This window comes from Streptomyces nanshensis, assembly GCF_001751255.1.
GTDB lineage: Bacteria > Actinomycetota > Actinomycetes > Streptomycetales > Streptomycetaceae > Streptomyces > Streptomyces nanshensis_A.
Map to the genome: position 1 here is coordinate 1 of NZ_LJGW01000285.1, position 19,181 is coordinate 19,181.

Consider the following 19,181-nt stretch of genomic DNA (forward strand, 5'->3'; position numbering starts at 1 on the left):
GGGCCCTCCGATCTTACGAATGACCAGATCAGACCTATACCTTGAAAGGTAGGACACCATGAGCTCCCACACCCACGACGACACGAAGATCGCGACAGCGCGGCTCGGCACCGACGGCCCCGAGGTGGGCGTGCAGGGCCTGGGCTGCATGGGCATGAGCTTCGCCTACGGTCCGACCGACGCCGACGAGGCACGCGCCACCCTGGAACGCGCCCTGGAACTGGGCGTCACGCTCTACGACACCGCCGACGTGTACGGGTGGGGCGAGAACGAGAAGTTCATCGCGCCCTTCGTCGGAGCCCACCGCGACGAGATCACCCTCGCCACGAAGTTCGCCCTGGGCCTCGACCCGTCCGATCCGGCCAAGCGCAACATCCGCAACGACCGCCCGTACGTGCGGCAGTGCATCGAGGACAGCCTGCGCCGGCTCGGCGTCGAGGAGATCGACCTCTACTACATGCACCGGCGGGACGTCGAGGTGCCCATCGAGGAGACCGTCGGCGCCATGGCGGAGCTGGTACAGGAGGGCAAGGTCAAGCATCTCGGGCTGAGCGAGGTCACGGCGGGGGAGCTGCGTGCCGCACACGCCGTGCACCCCATCGCGGCGCTCCAGTCGGAGTGGTCGCTCTTCAGCCGGGACATCGAACGGAACGTGGTGGGCGCCGCCGCTGACCTGGGCGTCGCCGTCGTCCCGTACTCACCGCTCGGACGGGGCTTCCTCACCGGCTCCTTCGCCGACGCCGAGAAGGAGCTCACGGACGACGACTTCCGCCGTACGATGCCGCGCTTCACCGGCGGCAACGCGGCGGAGAACGCGGCGCTCCTGGAGCCCGTACGGCAGATCGCCCGGGCACACGGGGCCACGCCGGGGCAGATCGCGCTGGCCTGGGTGCAGCAGCAGGCGCGGCTGCGGGACGGGCTGACCGTCGTGCCCATCCCCGGCACCCGCCGCCGCTCCCGCGTGGAGGAGAACACGGCGGCCACCCGCATCGAACTCACCCCGGACGAACTGGCGGAGCTGGAGCCCATCGCGGGGCAGGTGGCGGGCGACCGCTACGTGGACATGTCGTTCTCGTCGGCCGGGAGGGAGTGAGCCGCCCGCACACACGGCGCGTTCGACGTTCGACCCGCGCCGTACGCGGGCCCGTTCAGGACGCTCCGTCCGCGCCGCCCGTCAGGCCCCGCGTGCACGAGCCGGACGGCGGGGGCGCGGCGGCCGGCGCCGCGCATCGCACCTCCCCGTACGAACGGAGCGTGATCGCCGCGAAGTTGGCGAGCGAGGCGCTGCCGGGCGCGAGGTAGCCGGTGTGGCCTCCGGCGTGCGCGGTCGAGACGACGCGCGCGCCGAAGCCGTCCGAGGCGGGGTCGGTGCCGTGCCCGAGGCCGAGGAACTCCACGTTCGGCACGTTCCCGATCCAGTCGCCCGGATCCCGGGCGGCCCAGACCCGTACGGAAGTGCCCAGGGCGCGCACCGACTCCGCGTGCATGCCCGGGGAGCCGAAGACGACCAGGTCGGCGGCATCGCGCCGGGTCAGTCCGGCCGCGGCACGTCCGCAGACGACGCTGCCGTAGCTGTGGCAGAGCACCGCGGGCGCCGGAACGCCGGTCGCGGCCAGCCCCTTCAGGAAGCGCTCCAGCCGGGGCGCTCCGGCGGCGGCGAGCCGCGTGGTGGCCGCGTCGGGTCCCAGCCCGACGGGTGTCGTGTAGCCGGTCCAGGCGATCACGGCCGTACGGGTCCCGGGAGCCTCGGCCGCCATCCGCGCGCGCAGCGAGGTGGCCATGCCGTTGGGCCTGCCGTAGCGGCCCTCGCCGCCGCGGTCGAAGGTGGCCAGGTCGATGTCCGAGCCCGGCACGATCACGGCCGTGCGCTCGGCCTCGTCGAGGTCGCCGTGCACCTCGGCGACCTGGCCGCGTCCGCGCGGGTCGAAGGCGAGGATGTGACGGCCCGGCGCCGTCAGCCGCTCGTAGCGTGCCGCCTTGTCTCGCGCGCCGTGCCGCTCCCGCCGCGTACGGGACGGGTCGGCCGCGCGTTCCCGCTCATGTGCCGAACCGGCGCGCAGGGCACGGCGGTTGGCGGCGTAGCGCACGGCGGCAGGCGCCCCGTCGAGATTGCCCACGACGAGCGGATGCCGGTGCACCAGGGCCCGCCGCTCGCGGTCGCCGAGGCCCGCGAAGAACGCGCGCACCTGCTCAGGGCGCGAGGCCGCCGGGTCGGGCAGACGGCGCCCGAGGAGGTCGTCGTCCGCCCTCCATGAGGCGGCGCCCGGCGGCGGCCCCGTGACGGGACGCTGTGCGGCACCGGCGGCCCAGCCCGTCGTCGCCGTGACGACCGTGCCTGCGAACGCGGCCGCGGTCAGGGCCCGCTTCAGCCGTTGCCTCATCCCCGTGCTCCCTCCGGCGGCGGCCGGAGGGACCGGCGGCCTGTGCGGAGGAGCGTCTGACGGCGGCCGGCGGAGGCACGTCACACCACGGAGCCAACTCCCGTGTCGTACCGGGGTATCGCTCCGCCCTCCCCGGGGAGGAGAGCGGCCCGTTCGGGCTCAGCCTTCACGCAGGTACGGGCTCAGCCTTCGCCGGGGGAGACGAGGCCCGACTCGTACGCGAAGATCACGGCCTGCGCCCGGTCTCGCAGCCCGAGTTTGGTGAAGATGCGGCTCACATGGGTCTTCACGGTCTGCTCGGCGAGGACGAGGGCCTCGGCGATCTCGGTGTTGGAACGGCCGCGTGCCAGCAGCTCCAGCACCTCGGTCTCCCGGTCCGTCAGACCGTTCAGCCGCAGCCCGCGCGCGGAGGGCGGCACGGGGCGCTGCTTCGCGAAGTCGGCGATGAGGCGGCGGGTGACGGACGGGGCGAGCAGCGCCTCGCCCTCCGCGACGACGCGTACGGCGGCGATCAGATCGGCGGGCGGCGCGTCCTTGAGCAGGAACCCGCTGGCTCCGGCGCGCAGCGCCTCGTACACGTAGTCGTCGACGTCGAAGGTGGTCAGCATCAGCACCTTGGGCCCGCCCGCGCTCCCGTTCCTGCCGCCCCCGCTTCCGTTCCCGTTCCCGTTCCCGAGGATCCGGCGTGCCGCCTCCAGCCCGTCCATCTCCGGCATCCGTACGTCCATGAGCACCACGTCGGGGTGCGTGCGGCCGCAGAGTTCGACTCCTTGCGCACCGTCCGGCGCCTCGCCCACCACGTCGATGTCGGCCTGCGCCGCGAGCAGCGCGGCGAAGCCCGCCCGCACCATTGCCTGGTCGTCGACGATGATCACGCGGGTGGTCATGAGGGCTCGGGATCCTTCCCGGTCACGGGTGATGCGGACGGGGTCGATGAGGCCGCCGAAGTCGATGAGGCCGACGAGTTGGACGAGTTGGACGAGGCGGGCGGGGGCAGCGGGATGCGCGCGGCGACGCGGAATCCGCCGTCGGGCAGCGGGCCGGTGTCGAGGGTGCCGCCGATGAGCCGGACCCTCTCGCGCATGCCGACCAGACCGTGACCCGTGCCCGTGGTCTCCAGCGGCGGCCCGGCGGGCCCGGGAGCGGGACCGTTGACGACGAGGACGGTCAGCGCGGCGGAAGCCTCCGCGCCTCCGCCGTCCCCGGCCGCGTCGTCAGCGCGATCGCCGTCACCGTCGCCCCCGTTGGCGCCTCGGTCCCCGCTCTCCGTCACCGACACCCGCGCGGACGCTCCGGGCGCATGCCGTACGACGTTGGCGAGCGCCTCCTGCACGATGCGGTACACCGAGACCTGCACGGCCTGCGGCAGCCGCGGCCCCGCGGGCACCGACAGCCCGTCCGCCACGGCGAGTTCGGTCGGCACCCCGGCCCGTACGGTCGCCTCCACGAGCTGCCCCAGCCGCTCCAGGCCCGGCTGGGGAGCCCGTTCGCCGCCGTTCTCCTCGCTGCGCAGCACGCCCAGCAGCCGCCGCATCTCCGACAGCGACTCGCGCGCCGTCTCTGCGATGGAGCCGAACTCCTCGCGCGCCGCGTCCGGCAGCCCGTCCAGCCGGTACGGCGCGCTGTCCGCCTGGACGGTGATGACCGACATGTGGTGGGCGACCACGTCGTGCAGTTCGCGTGCGATACGGGCCCGCTCCTCCAGCAGCGTCCGCCGGGCGCGCTCGGCCTCGCTGATCGTCTCCTGCTCGGCCAACCGCCGCTGTGCGTCGCCCCGTTCGCGTACGGCGCCGCAGATCAGCAGGACGAGCCCGCTCAACACGCTGAGCAGCACGTTCGTCCCGTCGCCGCGGTGCTGTACGACGAAGCCGAGCGTGAGGGAGAGGACGAGCGTCACCGACCACACCGCGACGAGCGTGCTGCGCCGCTCCCGCAGCCCGAGCGCCACGCACAGCGCGAGATAGCCGACGATCGCGGCGGGCGGCCACGGCCACGCCAGCTCCCCGGGCGGGGTCAGCAACAGCAGCAGAGCGCACACGGTGTCCGCGACGATCACGATCCACCAGGCCCGCAGGGGCCGGGTGACGGCGAGCACCAGCGGCCCGGCCTGCGCGAAGCCCAGCGAGACGGCGATCGCGTCCGGAAGCCCGTACTCCGCCGACAACTGCACGCACGTGACCGGAATCAGCACCGTCACCAGCGCGAAGGCGAGTACGTACGCCACGCGCCGTCCGCGCCCGCCGGGGCCCGGCACCGGGCTCGCGGACGGCGACAGCGCGGCGTGCAGGGTCCGCAGCCCGCTTCGCACCGCCTGCGCGGAAGCGGACGACGGCGGAGCCTGCGCCCCGTCCGGCCTCGGCGGTGTCGGCGGTGTCGGCGGCGTCGACTGATCCGGCCGCGCCGACTCGTGTGCCGGCCCGCCGGAGGAGCCCGTAGGGGCAGAGGTGGACATCAGGGTCTCAGGCTAGGGCGCGCCCGCCGAGGGCACGTCATACGTGAGTACCGGGTACGGTGCCGCACCCCCTACGCCGGTAGGGCACGCACTCCGGCGGGACCTCGAAGAGGCCGCGCGCGGCTCAGAGTTCGGAGAGCAGGTCCGCCTTCTTCTTCGCGAACTCGTCCTCCGTGACGAGCCCCGCCTCGTGCAGCTCCCCGAGATGCCGGATGCGTTCGGCGATGTCCGCCGGATCGGCGCGCACCCCCGCGTGCGCGCCCCCTGACGTACGGGAGGGCGCCGTGGCCTCCGCGAGCGCCGCGGGCTGCGCCGCCCGTACCGCCTCCAGCACGGAGGCGGCGAACGGCAGCGACTCGTGCACGAGTCCGTAACCGATGCCGAAGACGACGGACGCCGGGTCCTTGTCCGGTTCGCCGTTCTCCGGGGGCCTGCCGCCCCGCGGCGTCACGCGCAGATGCCCGCTCGCGATCTCCGGGGAACGCCACTCGACGTCCTCCAGCCCGCTCACGGGGAAACTCTGGTCGCCCGCCTTCCACTTACTGGACGAGGCCCCCGTCCAGAACCAGCGGAAGTGGACCGTCTCCCCGTCGAAGGACGCCTTGCCGTCGTACGCCTTGAAGCTGTGCGGCGGCGCGGGAGCCGCGACGAGATGGTGCTCGGCGGGCTTGTCGGCGTCCGCGCCGAGCACCGCGCGCAGTTCGGTGGCGTAGTAGTCGGCGAGCGTCTCGCGCTCGGCGGGCAGCACCAGACGGTAGGGGTCGCAGCCCTCCTTGAGCTGGCCCGCGGCGGCCTCCATCAGCGGATCGGCGCCCCTGCGCGGTTCGGCGCGCAGCACCACGGTGCCGCGCTTGCCTCCGGGGGCGAGCTCGACGGCGCTCAGGGCCTCGTACGGAATGCGCCGCTCTCCGAGCACGTGGAAGAGCTTCGGTGTGCGGATCCCCCGTTCGAAGCGGATGAGCACGGAGTCGGCTTCGAACTCCCAGGTGGAGTGAATTCCAGCCAGTACGTCACCCATGCTGCCCATCGTATGCGCGAGCCGCCGCCGCGTCCCCCTCCTCGACGCTACGCGCGTAATGGCCCGCCCTTTCCGGCATGTGCCGTTCATGACCAGGGGATTCCTCCCGCCCTCGGCGTCCGCCGGCGGCTGCGGTCTCCTTCGCCCCGGTCCGGTTACAGCGTCCTCCCGGAGGGGCTCCCGACACAGCCGGGGTCGCTCGTCGCGCAGCTCACGGTCTCGTACGAACCGGTCGCGATCCCGGCGAAGTTGTCCAGGCTGCGGGTGCCGGGCACGTAGTAGCCGGTGTGCCCGAGGGCGCCCTGCGCGGAGAGCCGGCGCGCGCCGAAGCCGGGGGAGACGGGGTCGGCGCCGTGGCCGAGACCGCCGACCTCCATGTGCGGTACGTCGGCGATCCAGTCGTCCTCGTCGCGTACCGCCCAGATGTTGGCCCTCGTCCCGAGGTCGTCGGCGTGGTCGACGCGCATCCCGGGGCTGCCCGAGACCGCGATGTCGGTGACACGGCTCGGCAGCCGGTCCGCCGCGTCCCCGCAGACGACCGAGCCGTAGCTGTGGCAGAAGAGCGCGATGTGCGGGCTGTGCAGTCCCCGTACGAAGTCGCGCAGCCGCTGGGCTCCGTCCGCGGCGAGGTTCCCGGAGGCGGCGTCGACGCCGAGGCCCGTCGGCGCGGTGTAGTCGGCCCAGGCGATCGTCGCCGTCGCCGTGTGCGGCGCCGCGGTGCGCTGCCGGTCCTGGAGGGCGCGCGCCATGCCGGCGGGCGCGGAGTAGGGGCGGTCGGACTTCTCGAAGGTCAGCAGATCCGTGTCCACACCGGGGACGACCACCGAGACACGCTGCGCCCGCCCCAGATCGCCGAAGACCTCGGCGGCGCGGCCGCGTCCGGTCGGGTCGAAGGCGAGGATCTGCCGTCCCGGCTGGAGCAGCGACTCGAAGCGGTGCATGCGCTCGCTCGCGATCCGCCGCCCGTCGTCCGTGAGCCGCTGGTCCCGCATGCGTTCGCGCTCGACGTCCCGCGCCTGTGTGAGCGCCTCGTGGTTGGCGCGGTAGCGCAGACCGACGGGTGCGCCGCCCAGATTCCCGACGACGAGCGGGTGACGGTCGGCCAGCCGCTGCTGCTGCCCGGGCGTCAGCGAGCGGAAGAAGCCCGCGACGGCTCCCGGTTTCCCTTGCGGGTCGGGGAGTTGGCGTCCGGCGGCCGAGTCCTTCTTCCAGGCGATCAGGTCGGCCGCGTACGGGCCGGGCGCGGCGTCGTGATCGCGGATCGCCGTCCAGCCCGTCGTCGCCAGCAGGACCAGCACCACCGCCAGCGCGAGAACCGTGCGCCAGAAGGCCGTGCCCGGGGCTCCCGCGTGCGGGAGGGCCGATCCGGACAGGGGGTTGCTGAGTGCCGGGAAGGAAGTCACTGGGCAGCAACCCTAGGAGACAGCCCTGATCGCTCGCGCACGCCGTGACCCATCTCACGTTTCGCCATGCCTGATTGGGTCAAGTTCGGGCGGCCCTGGGGTGCTCGTGGGGATGCGGGCCCGTACGCGAGGTTCCCACGCGGGGCGCACATCCGGACGTACGCCACGGGCCGGGGCGAAGTCGCCCGCGGGAGGCGTCAGTTGGGGCTCAGCCCGGGAGAGGCGGTGTCCGCGGGGCGGGGTGGCGCTCCCAGTCGCGGGAGAGCGCGGGTCCGAGCTGGTCCACGTACGACTCGACGGCCTGCTGCGCGGCCTCGACCGTGATGTCCTCGCCGGAGGACCAGCAGCGGAAGGCCGCGCGCATCACCCCGGAGAAGGCGGCGACGAGGACGCGGGGCCGCGGGTCGGCGTCCGGGTCCACCCCCTCGCGCCGCGCGACCTCGGCGGCGAGCTGCTCCTCCATCCCGGCCGCGTGCCGCAGTTGTACGGCGAGGAGGGCCGGTGTCGTCTCGATGATCTGCCACATCCGCATGTACAGCGTGAGCGGAACGACTTCCTCGATGGCCTCGCCGATGCTCTCCCACGTCTCGTCCAGGGTGGAGCGCAGCAGCTCCACGGGGGACTCACCGGGCGGGCGGCTGCGTACGGCCTCGAGGTACCGCTCGGTGACGAGGGCCTGGAGGGAGAAGGCCACCTCTTCCTTGCTGGCGAAGTAGCGGAAGAAGGTGCGCTGGGAGACGTCGACGGCGGCCACGATCTCGTCGACCGTGGTGGCGTCGTATCCCTTCTCGACGAAGAGCTCGTAGGCGGCGCGCACGAGCGACTCCCGCGTGTGCTGCTTCTTCCGCTCGCGCAGACCGGTCACTTGGGCCACCTCCCTGTGGAATGCCGGGGTTGGGCGGGCGCTGCGGGCGGCCGTCCCGGATGTGAGCAGGCTGACATCTACCGACGAAAGATTTGGTTTGTCAATTGTCAGCGGCTGTCATTAGCCTCGCGTCATGAGCTCCCAGACCAGTACGGCCACAGGCGGCCGGACGCCGGAACCGCCCGGCCCGAGTGAACCAGGCGCACCAGGCATATCCGAGGCCCCCGAGCCGCGACGCGGCGTACGGGGCCACCCGTGGCTGACCCTCGTCACCGTGGCGATCGGCATCACCATGGTCGCCCTCGACGGGACCATCGTCGCCATCGCCAACCCCGCCATCCAGAAGGACCTCGGGGCCTCGCTCGCCGACGTCCAGTGGATCACGAACGGCTATCTGCTCGCCCTCGCGGTCGCCCTGATCACCGCGGGCAAGCTCGGCGACCGGTTCGGGCACCGGCAGACCTTCCTCGTGGGCGTCGTCGGCTTCGCGGCCGCCTCCGGCGCGATCGGGCTGGGCGGCAGCGTCTCGCTCGTCGTCGCCTTCCGTGTACTCCAGGGACTCTTCGGCGCCCTGCTGATGCCCGCCGCGCTGGGGCTGCTGCGCGCGTCCTTCCCGGCGCAGAAGCTGAACGCGGCGATCGGCGTGTGGGGCGCGGTCATCGGCGCCTCGACGGCCGCCGGCCCGATCGTCGGCGGACTGCTCGTGGAGAAGGTCAACTGGGAGTCCGTCTTCTTCATCAACGTCCCGGTCGGTCTGCTCGCGCTGCTGCTGGGCCTGGTGATCCTCCGCGACCACCGGGCGGAGAAGGCGCCCCGCTCCTTCGACATCCCGGGCATCGTGCTGCTCTCGGGCGCGATGTTCTGCCTGATCTGGGCGCTGATCAAGGCCCCGACGTGGGGCTGGAGCGACCCCTCGACGCTGGGCTTCCTGGGCGGCTCGCTCGTCGCCTTCCTCGTCTTCGGGTTCTGGGAGTCCAAGGCGAAGGAACCGCTGGTTCCGCTGAGCATGTTCCGCTCGATCCCGCTGACGGCGGGCACCGTGCTGATGGTGCTGATGGCCTTCGGCTTCATGGGCGGCATCTTCTTCGTCACCTTCTACCTCCAGAACGTCCACGGCATGACGCCCGTCGAGAGCGGCATCCGGCTGCTGCCGCTGACCGCGATGATGATCGTCGCCTCGCCGGTCGCGGGCGGGCTGATCTCCAAGATCGGGCCGCGCATCCCGCTCGTCGTCGCGATGCTGATCGCCGGTGTCGCGATGTTCGGGCTCTCCACGCTGGACGCGGACGCGGGCGCCGCCGTCACCTCGCTGTGGTTCGCGCTGCTGGGGCTCGGTCTGGCGCCGGTGATGGTGGGCGCCACCGACGTCATCGTCGGCAACGCGCCGCTGGAGCACTCCGGCGTCGCGGGCGGTCTCCAGCAGGCGGCGATGCAGGTGGGCGGAAGCCTCGGCACGGCCGTGCTGGGCGTCGTCATGGCGACCCGCGTGGACTCCGCGCTGCCGGAGAAGTGGGCGGACGCCAAGCTTCCGCCGCTGCCGCCCGGGCAGGAGGACAAGCTCAAGAGCGCGGCCGAGGTCGGCGTCGCACCGCCGGCGCCCGCGGGCACCCCGGCGCAGCTCGCCGAGGCCATGCGGAACGTCGTGCACGAGTCGTTCATCTCGGGCATGGGGCTCGCGTTCACCTGCGCCGGGGTCGTGGCGGTCTTCGCCGCCGGGGTCGCGTTCTTCACCAAGCGCGGCAAGAACGACGCGGGGCCCGCCGTCCACGTGTGACGGTGCGGTGTCCCTGAGCCGGAACGGGTCCGGCACGTCAGGGGTTACGGAGTCCGGGGGTGGACGGCGGCGACCGTCCACCCCCGAGTCATGTCCGGAGCGGGTACGGCGGGTACGGCGGGTTCGCGACAAGGAGCGCTGAGGCGCCGGGAGTTGGGCGACAGCGCGAGGGCTTGGATCACCGGGATCTGTGGACAACGGGGGCCTGTGGACAACTCCGCCACCTGTACCGGTGAAACGGGCCGATCTCCCTTGGCGGCTCCGTGAGCGCCGTCCATGCTGGTCACGACGCCGGGCGAACCGAGCCCGGCCGGATACGGGGGAAGTGATCAGCATGCAGATGCGTGGGCGAGTTGTGTCCGGAGGCGGCGCGGGACGGGGCCCGGCGAGCGGTTCCCGGCCGTGGCGGCGCAGGCGTTCCGGGGCGCGCGGAGTGGCGACCGGGCTGGCTTTGGGCGCGGCGCTCGCGGGCGGTCTCACGGCTCCCGCGACGGCGGCGTCCGCCGCCTCCGGTGCTCCGAAGTCCGGGACGGCACTGGGCACTTGCGCGAAGGGTGCGCTCTGTCTCTGGCCGGGGCAGCACTTCTGGGGAGAGCGGCGTACGTACGAGGTGGGCGCCGTCCGCATGGAGGACTGCCGGCGGCTGCCACGGCGTGTGAGCGCGAAGTCGTTCGCCAACCGCACGGGCCACCCCGTCACGGTGTACGAGAGCGCCGAGTGTGCCGAGACGCGGGAGTTCCACACCCATCCCTCCGGCTCGTGGACACCCGAAGGCGCCTACGCGGTACGGGCGTTCAAGGTCTGGGAGCACTGATGCGGTGCCGTCCCGGCGGGGCGGCGCGGGTGGCGGGCGGTGTGCTGTGCGCCCTGGGCGTGCTCGCGCTGCGCCGCCGCCGTCGCGGGAGCCGCGCGCAAGGAAACGGCGCGCATGGAAACAGCGCGGCACGACAGTGTCGTCGTACCGCGCCGTCGCCTTCCGTGCGTCGTGCGCTAGGCGTCGCCGCCCGCGGTGCCCGGGTCCGCTGCCGCCACCTCCAGCAACTGGTAGCGGTCGAGGGCCTGTTTGAGCGCCGAGCGGTCGATCTTCCCCTCCCGCGCCAGCTCCGTGAGCACACAGAGGACGATCGACTGCGCGTCGATGTGGAAGAAGCGCCGGGCCGCGCCGCGCGTATCGGCGAAGCCGAAGCCGTCGGCACCCAGCGACTGGTAGGTGCCGGGCACCCACCGGGCGATCTGGTCGGGCACGGCCCGCATCCAGTCGGAGACGGCCACCTTCGGCCCGTCCGCGCTCTGCAGCTTCTTCGTCACGTACGGGACGCGCTGCTCCTCCTCGGGGTGGAGCAGGTTGTGCCTCTCGGCCTCGATGGCCTCGCGGCGCAGCTCGTTCCACGAAGTCGCCGACCAGACGTCCGCCTTGACGTTCCACTCGTCGGCGAGGATCTCCTGCGCCTCCAGGGCCCACGGCAGAGCGACGCCGGAGGCGAGGATCTGCGCCGGGATGGTCCCCTTCTCGCCCGGGCGGTAGTGGTAGAGGCCGCGGACGATGCCCTCCGCGTCCACGTTCTCCGGCTCCGCGGGCTGGCGGATGGGCTCGTTGTAGACCGTCAGGTAGTAGAAGAGGTCCTCGCCCTGCGGGTGTTCCTCGCTGGAGCCGTACATCCGCTCGAGGCCGTTCTGCACGATGTGCGCGATCTCGTAGCCGAAGGCCGGGTCGTAGCAGACGGCCGCCGGGTTGGTCGACGCCAGCAACTGGGAGTGCCCGTCGGCGTGTTGGAGCCCCTCACCGGTGAGCGTCGTACGGCCGGCGGTCGCGCCCAGGATGAAGCCGCGCGACATCTGGTCGGCCATCTGCCAGAACTGGTCGCCGGTGCGCTGGAATCCGAACATCGAGTAGAAGACGTAGATCGGGATCAGCGGTTCGCCGTGCGTCGCGTAGGCGGAGCCGGCCGCGGTCGCCGCCGCCGTACAGCCGGCCTCGGTGATGCCGTCGTGCAGCATCTGACCGGTGGGCGACTCCTTGTAGGCGAGCAGCAGTTCACGGTCGACGGACTCGTAGCTCTGGCCCAGCGGGTTGTAGATCTTGGCCGACGGAAAGAAGGAGTCCATTCCGAAGGTGCGGTATTCGTCCGGCGCGATCGGCACGAAGCGCTTGCCGATCTCCTTGTCCCGCATGAGGTCCTTCAGCAGCCGCACGAAGGCCATGGTGGTGGCGATCTGCTGCTGGCCGGAGCCCTTCTTGACTGCCGCGTACGCCTTGTCGCCGGGCAGCTTCAGCGGCTTCGAGCGGTTCAGGCGCGTGGGCACGTAACCGCCCAGCTCCTTGCGCCGGTCGTGCATGTACTGGATCTCTTCCGAGTCCCGCCCCGGGTGGTAGTAGGGCGGTGCGCCGGACTCCAGCTCCTTGTCCGGGATCGGCAGCCGCAGCCGGTCGCGGAAGCCCTTGAGGTCGTCGATCGTCAGCTTCTTCATCTGGTGCGTGGCGTTGCGGCCTTCGAAGTTCGGCCCCAGCGTCCAGCCCTTGATGGTCTGCGCGAGGATCACCGTCGGCTGGCCCTGGTGCTCCTTGGCCGCCTTGTAGGCCGCGTAGACCTTGCGGTGGTCGTGGCCGCCGCGGCCCAGGTGCAGAAGCTGGTCGTCGGTCATGTTCTCGGCCATGGCCCGCAGTCGCTGGTCGCCGCCGAAGAAGTGGTCGCGGATATAGGCGCCGCTCTCGGTGGCGTACGTCTGGAACTGGCCGTCGGGCGTGGTGTTGAGCTTGTTGACCAGCACGCCGTCGCGGTCCTGGGCGAGCAGCGGGTCCCAGGAGCGGTCCCAGACCAGCTTGATCACGTTCCAGCCGGCACCGCGGAAGTACGACTCCAGCTCCTGGATGACCTTCCCGTTGCCGCGCACCGGGCCGTCGAGCCGCTGCAGGTTGCAGTTGATGACGAACGTGAGGTTGTCGAGCCCCTCGCGGGCCGGCAGCGAGAGCTGGCCCAGCGACTCGGGCTCGTCCATCTCACCGTCGCCGAGGAAGGCCCACACATGCGACTTGGAGGTGTCGGCGATGCCGCGCGCCTCCATGTAGCGGTTCATCCTCGCCTGGTGGATCGCGCCGATCGGGCCGAGCCCCATCGAGACCGTGGGGAACTCCCAGAAGTCCGGCATCGACCGGGGGTGCGGATAACTGGAGAGCCCGTCGGGCGCCTTGCTCTTCTCCTGCCGGAAGCCGTCGAGCTGCGCTTCGGAGAGCCGGTCCAGCAGGAAGGCACGCGCATAGATACCGGGGGAGGCGTGGCCCTGGAAGAAGACCTGGTCGCCGCCGTCTCCCTCGTCCTTGCCGCGGAAGAAGTGGTTGAAGCCCACGTCGTACAGGGAGGCCGACGAGGCGAAGGTGGCGATGTGCCCGCCCACGCCGATCCCCGGGCGCTGTGCACGGGAGACCATCACCGCGGCGTTCCAGCGGGTGGCGTTGAGGACCTTGCGCTCGATCTCCTCGTTACCGGGGAAGAAGGGCTCGTCCCGGGTGGCGATCGTGTTGACGTAGTCGGTGCTGCGCATCTCCGGCACGGCGACCCGCTTTTCGCGCGCTCGCTCGATGAGCCTGAGCATGAGATAGCGGGCACGTCCCCGGCCGCGCTCGTCGACGGCGGCGTCGAGCGAGTCGAGCCATTCCTGGGTCTCCTCGGGATCAAAGTCCGGGACCTGGCTGGGAAGGCCGCCAATGATGATCGGGTTGCGATCGGATCCGGAAGCCACGCTGTTCCTTCGCTGTTCGTGGTCGGTCTGCATGGTGTCGCGCCGCCTCCATCGTGTACCGCCGCCGCGTCCACGTCACCTCTACTGCGAGGTAACCCGGTTCCGTCTCACAACGCCTTTGGGAGGGCTGCGACAAGAAGGGCCGGCAGGGAAGGCCGAATCGCCACCCTACGCCCGCGCTCACGCCGCTGTGCCGTCGCTGGGGTCCCCGGTGCAGAAGGTGCGGAACCGGTGCATCTCTACCTGGAAGCTGTGGCGTGAATCACTGCTCATCAGGCATTGTGGGAGGACACGTCAACGTTTGGGCGGGATGGATGGTGGGGTACTTGCGCGATCCGTCCTGCCCGTGTGGACTACCGCCATTGCCGCGCGTGCGCGTGGGGCAGGCAGATTCCAGCAAGAGACAGGAGGCAATCCGTGAGCGCGACCGCGGACCACGCGGAGGAGCGGACCAACCCCGCCGCAAGGCTGGGTTTCCAGCCCGGGCAGGTGGTCCAGGAGCTCGGTTACGACGACGACGCCGAGCAGGCACTCCGTGAGGGAGTCGAGGCCATCACGGGTACGGAACTCGTCGATGAGGATCATGACGACGTGGCCGATGCCGTGATGCTCTGGTTCCGCGAGGATGACGGCGACCTGACGGACGCGCTGGTGGACGCCACCACGATGATCGACGCGGGTTCTCCGGTCTGGCTGCTGACACCCAAGACGGGCCGTGAGGGCTACGTCGAACCCAGTGAGATCGGTGAGGCGGCGCAGACCGCCGGGCTTGCGCAGACCAGCACGGTCAACGCGGGCAAGGACTGGAGCGGCAGCCGTCTCGTCACCCCCAAGACCGCTCGCACGGGCAAGCGGTGAAACGAAGCCTCCCCCGGGCGGCAGTCCCAGGCGGGAGCCTCGACGGCAGTGATCAAGAGCCGTGATCAAGACTCGATCCGGGCCCTCGGCAGCCACGCTGCCGGGGGCCCGGAGTCGCTTCGGGGGCGGCAGTGAAAGACTGCGCCGGATAACGGGGACGGCGTCCGCCGCGTCCCGGCCCCGTCCGGATCCGGGCGGCGCGGAGGCGGCGGGGGCGCACCCGCCGTTCCGCGGACGGCTTGCGAGGTCCGTCCTCGCATCGTCGCCCAGCAGCGAGCCGTCTCCGCGGGACAGCACCACGACAGCACGAGACGAAAGCAGAAGGGGCTCCTTCATCCCATGGCACTCGAGGTCGGCACCAAGGCACCGGACTTCTCACTGAAGAGCCAGCACGGCGAAGCCGTGTCGCTCTCCGACTTCCGCGGCAAGAAGAACGTCGTGCTGCTCTTCTATCCGTTCGCGTTCACGGGCGTCTGCACCGGCGAACTGTGCGCGCTGCGCGACGAACTGCCCTCGTTCGTCAACGACGACGTGCAACTGCTCGCCGTCTCCAACGACTCGCCCTTCGCGCTGCGCGTCTTCGCCGACCAGGAGGGGCTGGAGTACCCGCTGCTCTCGGACTTCTGGCCGCACGGCGAAACCTCCCGCGCCTACGGCGTCTTCGACGAGGAGAAGGGCTGCGCGGTGCGCGGCACCTTCGTCATCGACACCGAGGGCGTGGTGCGCTGGAACGTCGTCAACGCGATCCCGGAGGCCCGCGACCTCAACGACTACGTCAAGGCGCTCCAGGCCCTCTGAGGGCCCGGGCCCTCAGAATGAAGCGCTGTGAGCGGGGGGAACCGCTCACTAGGATCGATTCGTTGATCTGACACCGACCGGAAATACGCACGGGGCACGCGCACGGTGCTCCTTCGACAGACACCTGGAGGACTCGTGGGAGTCAGCCTCAACAAGGGCGGCAACGTCTCGCTGACCAAAGAGGCCCCGAACCTGACGGCTGTGATCGTCGGTCTGGGCTGGGACGCCCGTACGACCACCGGCTCCGACTTCGACCTCGACGCCAGCGCACTGCTGACGAACGCCGAGGGCAAGGTCAGCAAGGACCAGAACTTCGTCTTCTTCAACAACCTCAAGAGCCCGGACGGCTCGGTCGAGCACACCGGTGACAACCTCACCGGTGAGGGCGAGGGCGACGACGAGGTCATCAAGGTCAACCTGGCCGGGGTTCCGGCCGACGTGGAGAAGATCGTCTTCCCCGTCTCCATCTACGAGGCCGAGAGCCGGCAGCAGAGCTTCGGCCAGGTCCGCAACGCCTTCATCCGCGTCGTCAACCAGGCAGACAACGCCGAGTTGGCGCGCTACGACCTCAGCGAGGACGCGTCCACCGAGACGGCCATGGTCTTCGGTGAGCTCTACCGCCACGGCGCGGAGTGGAAGTTCCGTGCCATCGGCCAGGGTTACGCGTCGGGCCTGCGCGGCATCGCGCAGGACTTCGGAGTCAACGTCTGACGGGTCCCGGCAGCCACCGGCGCCGCAGACTTCCGGGTACTGGAGGTGTGCGGCGCCGGGTGATGTCGGGAGACTGGGGTGCCGCAACACCGGGGAGAGGATCAGAACATGGGCGTCACGCTCGCCAAGGGGGGAAATGTCTCCCTCTCGAAGGCCGCACCGAACCTGACCCAGGTCCGCATCGGACTTGGCTGGATGGCCCGTTCCACCACCGGAGCCGCATTCGATCTGGACGCCAGCGCACTGCTGTGCGGGAACGGCCGGGTCCTGGGCGACGAGTACTTCGTCTTCTACAACAACCTCAAGAGCCCGGACGGCTCGGTCGAGCACACCGGCGACGAACTGATCGGCGGCAGAGGCGGCGCCGACGGGGAGGACGACGAGACGGTCCTGGTGGACTTGAGCCTCGTCCCCGCCGACGTCGACAAGATCGTCTTCCCCGTCTCCATCTACGACGCCGAATCCCGTCGGCAGACCTTCGGCCAGGTCACCGACGCCTACATCCGGGTGCTCAACCAGGAGGACGGCCAGGAACTGGCGCGCTACGACCTCACCGAGGACGCGTCCGCCGAGACCGCGATGATCTTCGGCGAACTCTACCGGCGCGAGGGCGAATGGAAGTTCCGGGCCGTTGGGCAGGGGTACGCCTCGGGCCTGCGAGGCATCGCTCTAGACTTCGGGGTCAATGTTTCGTAAGCCAAGGTCATTTGTTCGTAAAGCGGATTGGGTAGCCCAGTGCTCTTGAAAACCTTCGGCTGGTCCTTCGGCGTCACGGCCGCGGGATTCGCCCTCGCCGCGTTGCTCTGGGGGTGGGAGGGCCTCGCCGTCGTGGCGATCCTCTCCGTCCTCGAGATCTCGCTGTCCTTCGACAACGCGGTCGTCAACGCCGGTGTGCTGAAGAAGCTCAACGCCTTCTGGCAGCGCATCTTCCTGACCATCGGCATCCTCATCGCCGTCTTCGGCATGAGGCTGGTCTTCCCGGTCGTCATCGTGGCCATCAGCGCCAAGATCGGGCCCGTCGAGGCCGTCAACCTGGCACTGGCGAATCCCGACAAGTACCAGCAGCTCGTCACCGACGCGCACCCGGCGATCGCCGCGTTCGGCGGGATGTTCCTGCTGATGATCTTCCTCGACTTCATCTTCGAGGAGCGCGAGTACAAGTGGCTCGCCTGGCTGGAGCGGCCCCTGTCCAAGCTGGGCAAGGTCGACATGCTCTCCGTGTGCATCGCCCTGATCGTGCTGCTGGTCTCGGCGATGACGTTCGCCACCGCGGCGCACCAGCACGGCGGCGCCCACGCCGACAAGTCCGCGACGGTGCTGCTGTCCGGCATCGCCGGCCTCATCACGTACCTGATAGTCGGCGGTCTCTCCGGCCACTTCGAGAACAAGCTCGAAGAGGAGGAGGAACGCGAGCAGGAAGCCGAGGAGCAGGCCGCGAAGGAGGGCAAGGACCCCTCGATGGTGGGGCTCGCCGGCAAGGCCGCCTTCTTCATGTTCCTCTACCTCGAAGTCCTCGACGCCTCCTTCTCGTTCGACGGCGTCATCGGTGCGTTCGCCATCACGAACCACATCTTCTGGATGGCCCTCGGCCTCGGCATCGGCGCGATGTACGTCCGGTCCCTCACGGTCTATCTGGTCCGGCAGGGCACCCTCGACGACTACGTCTACCTGGAGCACGGCGCGCACTACGCGATCGGCGCTCTGGCGGCCATCCTGCTCATCACCATCAAGTACGAGATCAACGAGGTCGTCACCGGCCTCATCGGCGTCGCGCTGATCGCCGCGTCCTTCTGGTCCTCGGTACGGCGCAACCAGCGCATCGAGGCGTCCGAGAGCAGCGCAGGCGACGGCGCGGACGAAAAGTCCGCCGTGGAGTAGCCGGCTGCGCGGCATGAGACCCGTGTGACCCGGAAGGCGCGCTCGTCCCGTGTCTTCCGGGTGTCACGGCGGCCGGTTTGCGGAACGCTTTGAGGGGCGGTTCCGGGTCCCCGACTCGGCGCCGTCCCTCGGCAGTTGAGGTTCTAGTGGGGGTGCGGGATGGTCTCCCTGTGGGAGAACTGGCGCAGCAGCGCCGGGATGCGGCGGGGCCCGAGGTTCGACACGGTGGGCGGCCCGTCGACGTACGCGGTCGAGTTGACGAAGCGTCACGCAACGCTGTCGCTGACCGAGCAGGGCGCCGACAACGGCAGCATGCGGGTCAACCTCTCCTGGCGCATGCGCTCTTCGGACTTCGACGACGGGCCGGGCCGGCGCAACTCGCTCCGGCATCCGCTCCGCGCGCTGAAGCCGCAGGTCGTGCAGTCGCACACACAGGGCGTCGTCGACGTCGACCTGGACCTGGCCTGCATGTACGAACTGGTCGACGGGAGCAGGGGAGTCGTACAGCCGCTGGGCAACTTCCTCGGCGACTGGAACTCCCCGCCGTACGTGAAGCTCACCGGCGACGACCGCTTCGGCTCACCGTCCGGCGAGACGATCTATGTGAACCTCGACCACAAGGACGAGATCAAGCGGCTGCTGTTCTTCGTCTACATCTACGACGGCACCCCCGCCTTCGACCGTACGCACGCGATCCTCACGCTCTTCCCGAGCAACGGCCCCCGCGTCGAGGTCAACCTCGACCAGCGGGCGCCGCAGGCGCGTTCGTGCGCCGTGCTGCTGATAGAGCACGAGAAGGACCAGCTCATGGTCCGGCGGCAGGTGCGCTATGTGTACGGCTTCCAGTCGGAGTTGGACCGGCTGTACGGCTGGGGCTTGCAGTGGGGACGCGGTTACAAGGAGGGGAAGGTCTGAGCCGTCCCGGCACCCCGGGCCCTGGCTTGCCCCCTGTTTCCGTTTCTCGCGGCCCCGTTGCCCGCGCTCGGTCTCTCGGCCGTCGAGTCGTCCGCATCCCTCGCGTCCGTCCCGTCTGCGCCGTCCTGCCGTCCGTCGAACCGGCCGGACGGCGCAGAGGTGTGCCCGTGCGCCCTGTGCGCCCGCTTCTTCAGCCGTGCACGAACTGCGGCCCCTGGGGCGGCAGTGTGAACTCCGGATCCGGCTGCGGGTAGCCGTAGGCGGGCTGCGGATAGCCGTACGCCGGCTGTGTGGGCGGCGGTTGCTGGGGCGGCTGCGGCGCCTGCGGGTAGCCGGGGCCCTGGTGCCCGGGCGGAGCCGGACCGGGCCCGGCCGCCGCCATCGGCGACG

The 19,181-nt window shown here is 70.7% G+C and carries 16 protein-coding genes and 1 pseudogene; 9 read left to right on the top strand and 8 right to left on the bottom strand.

The window, feature by feature from the left end:
* The first annotated feature begins 58 nt into the window (after positions 1-58).
* The gene (locus AN218_RS16735) at positions 59-1,093 is read left to right on the top strand and encodes an aldo/keto reductase (protein ID WP_070017693.1); all 1,035 of its coding nucleotides are present in this window, start codon (positions 59-61) and stop codon (positions 1,091-1,093) included.
* Between the two features lie 55 nt (positions 1,094-1,148).
* Here the strand turns inward: AN218_RS16735 and AN218_RS16740 are convergent, their stop codons facing one another.
* The 6 genes from AN218_RS16740 to AN218_RS16765 form a co-directional block, all read right to left on the bottom strand.
* Positions 1,149-2,381 carry an alpha/beta hydrolase gene (locus tag AN218_RS16740; RefSeq protein ID WP_070017694.1) on the bottom strand — a complete coding sequence of 411 codons (1,233 nt, stop codon included), beginning with the start codon at positions 2,379-2,381 and terminating at the stop codon, positions 1,149-1,151.
* 182 nt (positions 2,382-2,563) lie between these two features.
* The gene (locus AN218_RS16745; RefSeq protein WP_070017695.1) at positions 2,564-3,268 is read right to left on the bottom strand and encodes a response regulator; all 705 of its coding nucleotides are present in this window, start codon (positions 3,266-3,268) and stop codon (positions 2,564-2,566) included.
* Positions 3,265-4,833: a sensor histidine kinase gene (locus tag AN218_RS16750; protein ID WP_079132249.1), complete on the bottom strand. Its 1,569-nt coding sequence runs from the start codon at positions 4,831-4,833 to the stop codon at positions 3,265-3,267. Before AN218_RS16750 ends, AN218_RS16745 begins: the two co-directional genes overlap by 4 nt.
* A gap of 124 nt (positions 4,834-4,957) precedes the next feature.
* Complete coding sequence (locus AN218_RS16755; protein ID WP_079132250.1) at positions 4,958-5,860, bottom strand: DUF4429 domain-containing protein; 903 nt, start codon at positions 5,858-5,860, stop codon at positions 4,958-4,960.
* A 146-nt stretch (positions 5,861-6,006) separates the two neighbouring features.
* Entirely contained in the window at positions 6,007-7,254 is a 1,248-nt protein-coding gene (locus AN218_RS16760; protein ID WP_079132251.1) for an alpha/beta hydrolase, read from the bottom strand.
* Positions 7,255-7,462: 208 nt separating this feature from the next.
* Positions 7,463-8,119: a TetR family transcriptional regulator gene (locus tag AN218_RS16765; RefSeq protein ID WP_070017697.1), complete on the bottom strand. Its 657-nt coding sequence runs from the start codon at positions 8,117-8,119 to the stop codon at positions 7,463-7,465.
* A gap of 133 nt (positions 8,120-8,252) precedes the next feature.
* On the opposite strand from AN218_RS16765, the gene AN218_RS16770 reads away from it, so the two are divergent.
* A complete protein-coding gene (locus tag AN218_RS16770; RefSeq protein WP_079132252.1) occupies positions 8,253-9,893 on the top strand; it encodes an MFS transporter in 1,641 nt (546 codons plus the stop codon).
* Between the two features lie 433 nt (positions 9,894-10,326).
* Positions 10,327-10,707: a peptidase inhibitor family I36 protein gene (locus AN218_RS16775; RefSeq protein ID WP_070017698.1), complete on the top strand. Its 381-nt coding sequence runs from the start codon at positions 10,327-10,329 to the stop codon at positions 10,705-10,707.
* A 176-nt stretch (positions 10,708-10,883) separates the two neighbouring features.
* Here the strand turns inward: AN218_RS16775 and aceE are convergent, their stop codons facing one another.
* The gene (aceE, locus tag AN218_RS16780; protein WP_070017709.1) at positions 10,884-13,631 is read right to left on the bottom strand and encodes a pyruvate dehydrogenase (acetyl-transferring), homodimeric type; all 2,748 of its coding nucleotides are present in this window, start codon (positions 13,629-13,631) and stop codon (positions 10,884-10,886) included.
* Positions 13,632-14,048: 417 nt separating this feature from the next.
* Between aceE and AN218_RS16785 the strand changes: the two genes are divergently transcribed.
* From AN218_RS16785 to AN218_RS16810, 6 genes are all read left to right on the top strand, one after another.
* Positions 14,049-14,489, top strand: a complete 441-nt coding sequence (locus tag AN218_RS16785) for a DUF3052 domain-containing protein (RefSeq protein WP_070017699.1) — start codon at positions 14,049-14,051, stop codon at positions 14,487-14,489.
* Positions 14,490-14,828: 339 nt separating this feature from the next.
* Positions 14,829-15,287, top strand: coding sequence for a peroxiredoxin (locus AN218_RS16790; RefSeq protein ID WP_070017700.1), 459 nt, complete (start codon positions 14,829-14,831; stop codon positions 15,285-15,287).
* A 135-nt stretch (positions 15,288-15,422) separates the two neighbouring features.
* Positions 15,423-15,998 (top strand): TerD family protein, encoded by a 576-nt coding sequence (locus AN218_RS16795; protein WP_070017701.1) that lies wholly within the window; start codon positions 15,423-15,425, stop codon positions 15,996-15,998.
* A gap of 108 nt (positions 15,999-16,106) precedes the next feature.
* On the top strand, positions 16,107-16,694 hold the full coding sequence (locus tag AN218_RS16800) for a TerD family protein (protein ID WP_070017702.1): 588 nt from the start codon (positions 16,107-16,109) through the stop codon (positions 16,692-16,694).
* A gap of 39 nt (positions 16,695-16,733) precedes the next feature.
* Positions 16,734-17,876: a DUF475 domain-containing protein gene (locus AN218_RS16805; protein WP_070017703.1), complete on the top strand. Its 1,143-nt coding sequence runs from the start codon at positions 16,734-16,736 to the stop codon at positions 17,874-17,876.
* Positions 17,877-18,035: 159 nt separating this feature from the next.
* On the top strand, positions 18,036-18,791 hold the full coding sequence (locus AN218_RS16810; RefSeq protein ID WP_070017704.1) for a Tellurium resistance: 756 nt from the start codon (positions 18,036-18,038) through the stop codon (positions 18,789-18,791).
* 190 nt (positions 18,792-18,981) lie between these two features.
* Here the strand turns inward: AN218_RS16810 and AN218_RS38280 are convergent.
* Positions 18,982-19,181, bottom strand: a pseudogene (locus AN218_RS38280) (TerD family protein); the annotation flags it as partial.

Coding starts and splice junctions, on each gene's coding strand:
- AN218_RS16735 (WP_070017693.1), top strand. CDS start 59: ATGAGCTCCCACACCCACGACGACACGAAGATCGCGACAGCGCGGCTC.
- AN218_RS16740 (WP_070017694.1), bottom strand. CDS start 2,381: ATGAGGCAACGGCTGAAGCGGGCCCTGACCGCGGCCGCGTTCGCAGGC.
- AN218_RS16745 (WP_070017695.1), bottom strand. CDS start 3,268: ATGACCACCCGCGTGATCATCGTCGACGACCAGGCAATGGTGCGGGCG.
- AN218_RS16750 (WP_079132249.1), bottom strand. CDS start 4,833: ATGTCCACCTCTGCCCCTACGGGCTCCTCCGGCGGGCCGGCACACGAG.
- AN218_RS16755 (WP_079132250.1), bottom strand. CDS start 5,860: ATGGGCAGCATGGGTGACGTACTGGCTGGAATTCACTCCACCTGGGAG.
- AN218_RS16770 (WP_079132252.1), top strand. CDS start 8,253: ATGAGCTCCCAGACCAGTACGGCCACAGGCGGCCGGACGCCGGAACCG.
- AN218_RS16790 (WP_070017700.1), top strand. CDS start 14,829: ATGGCACTCGAGGTCGGCACCAAGGCACCGGACTTCTCACTGAAGAGC.
- AN218_RS16800 (WP_070017702.1), top strand. CDS start 16,107: ATGGGCGTCACGCTCGCCAAGGGGGGAAATGTCTCCCTCTCGAAGGCC.
- AN218_RS16810 (WP_070017704.1), top strand. CDS start 18,036: ATGGTCTCCCTGTGGGAGAACTGGCGCAGCAGCGCCGGGATGCGGCGG.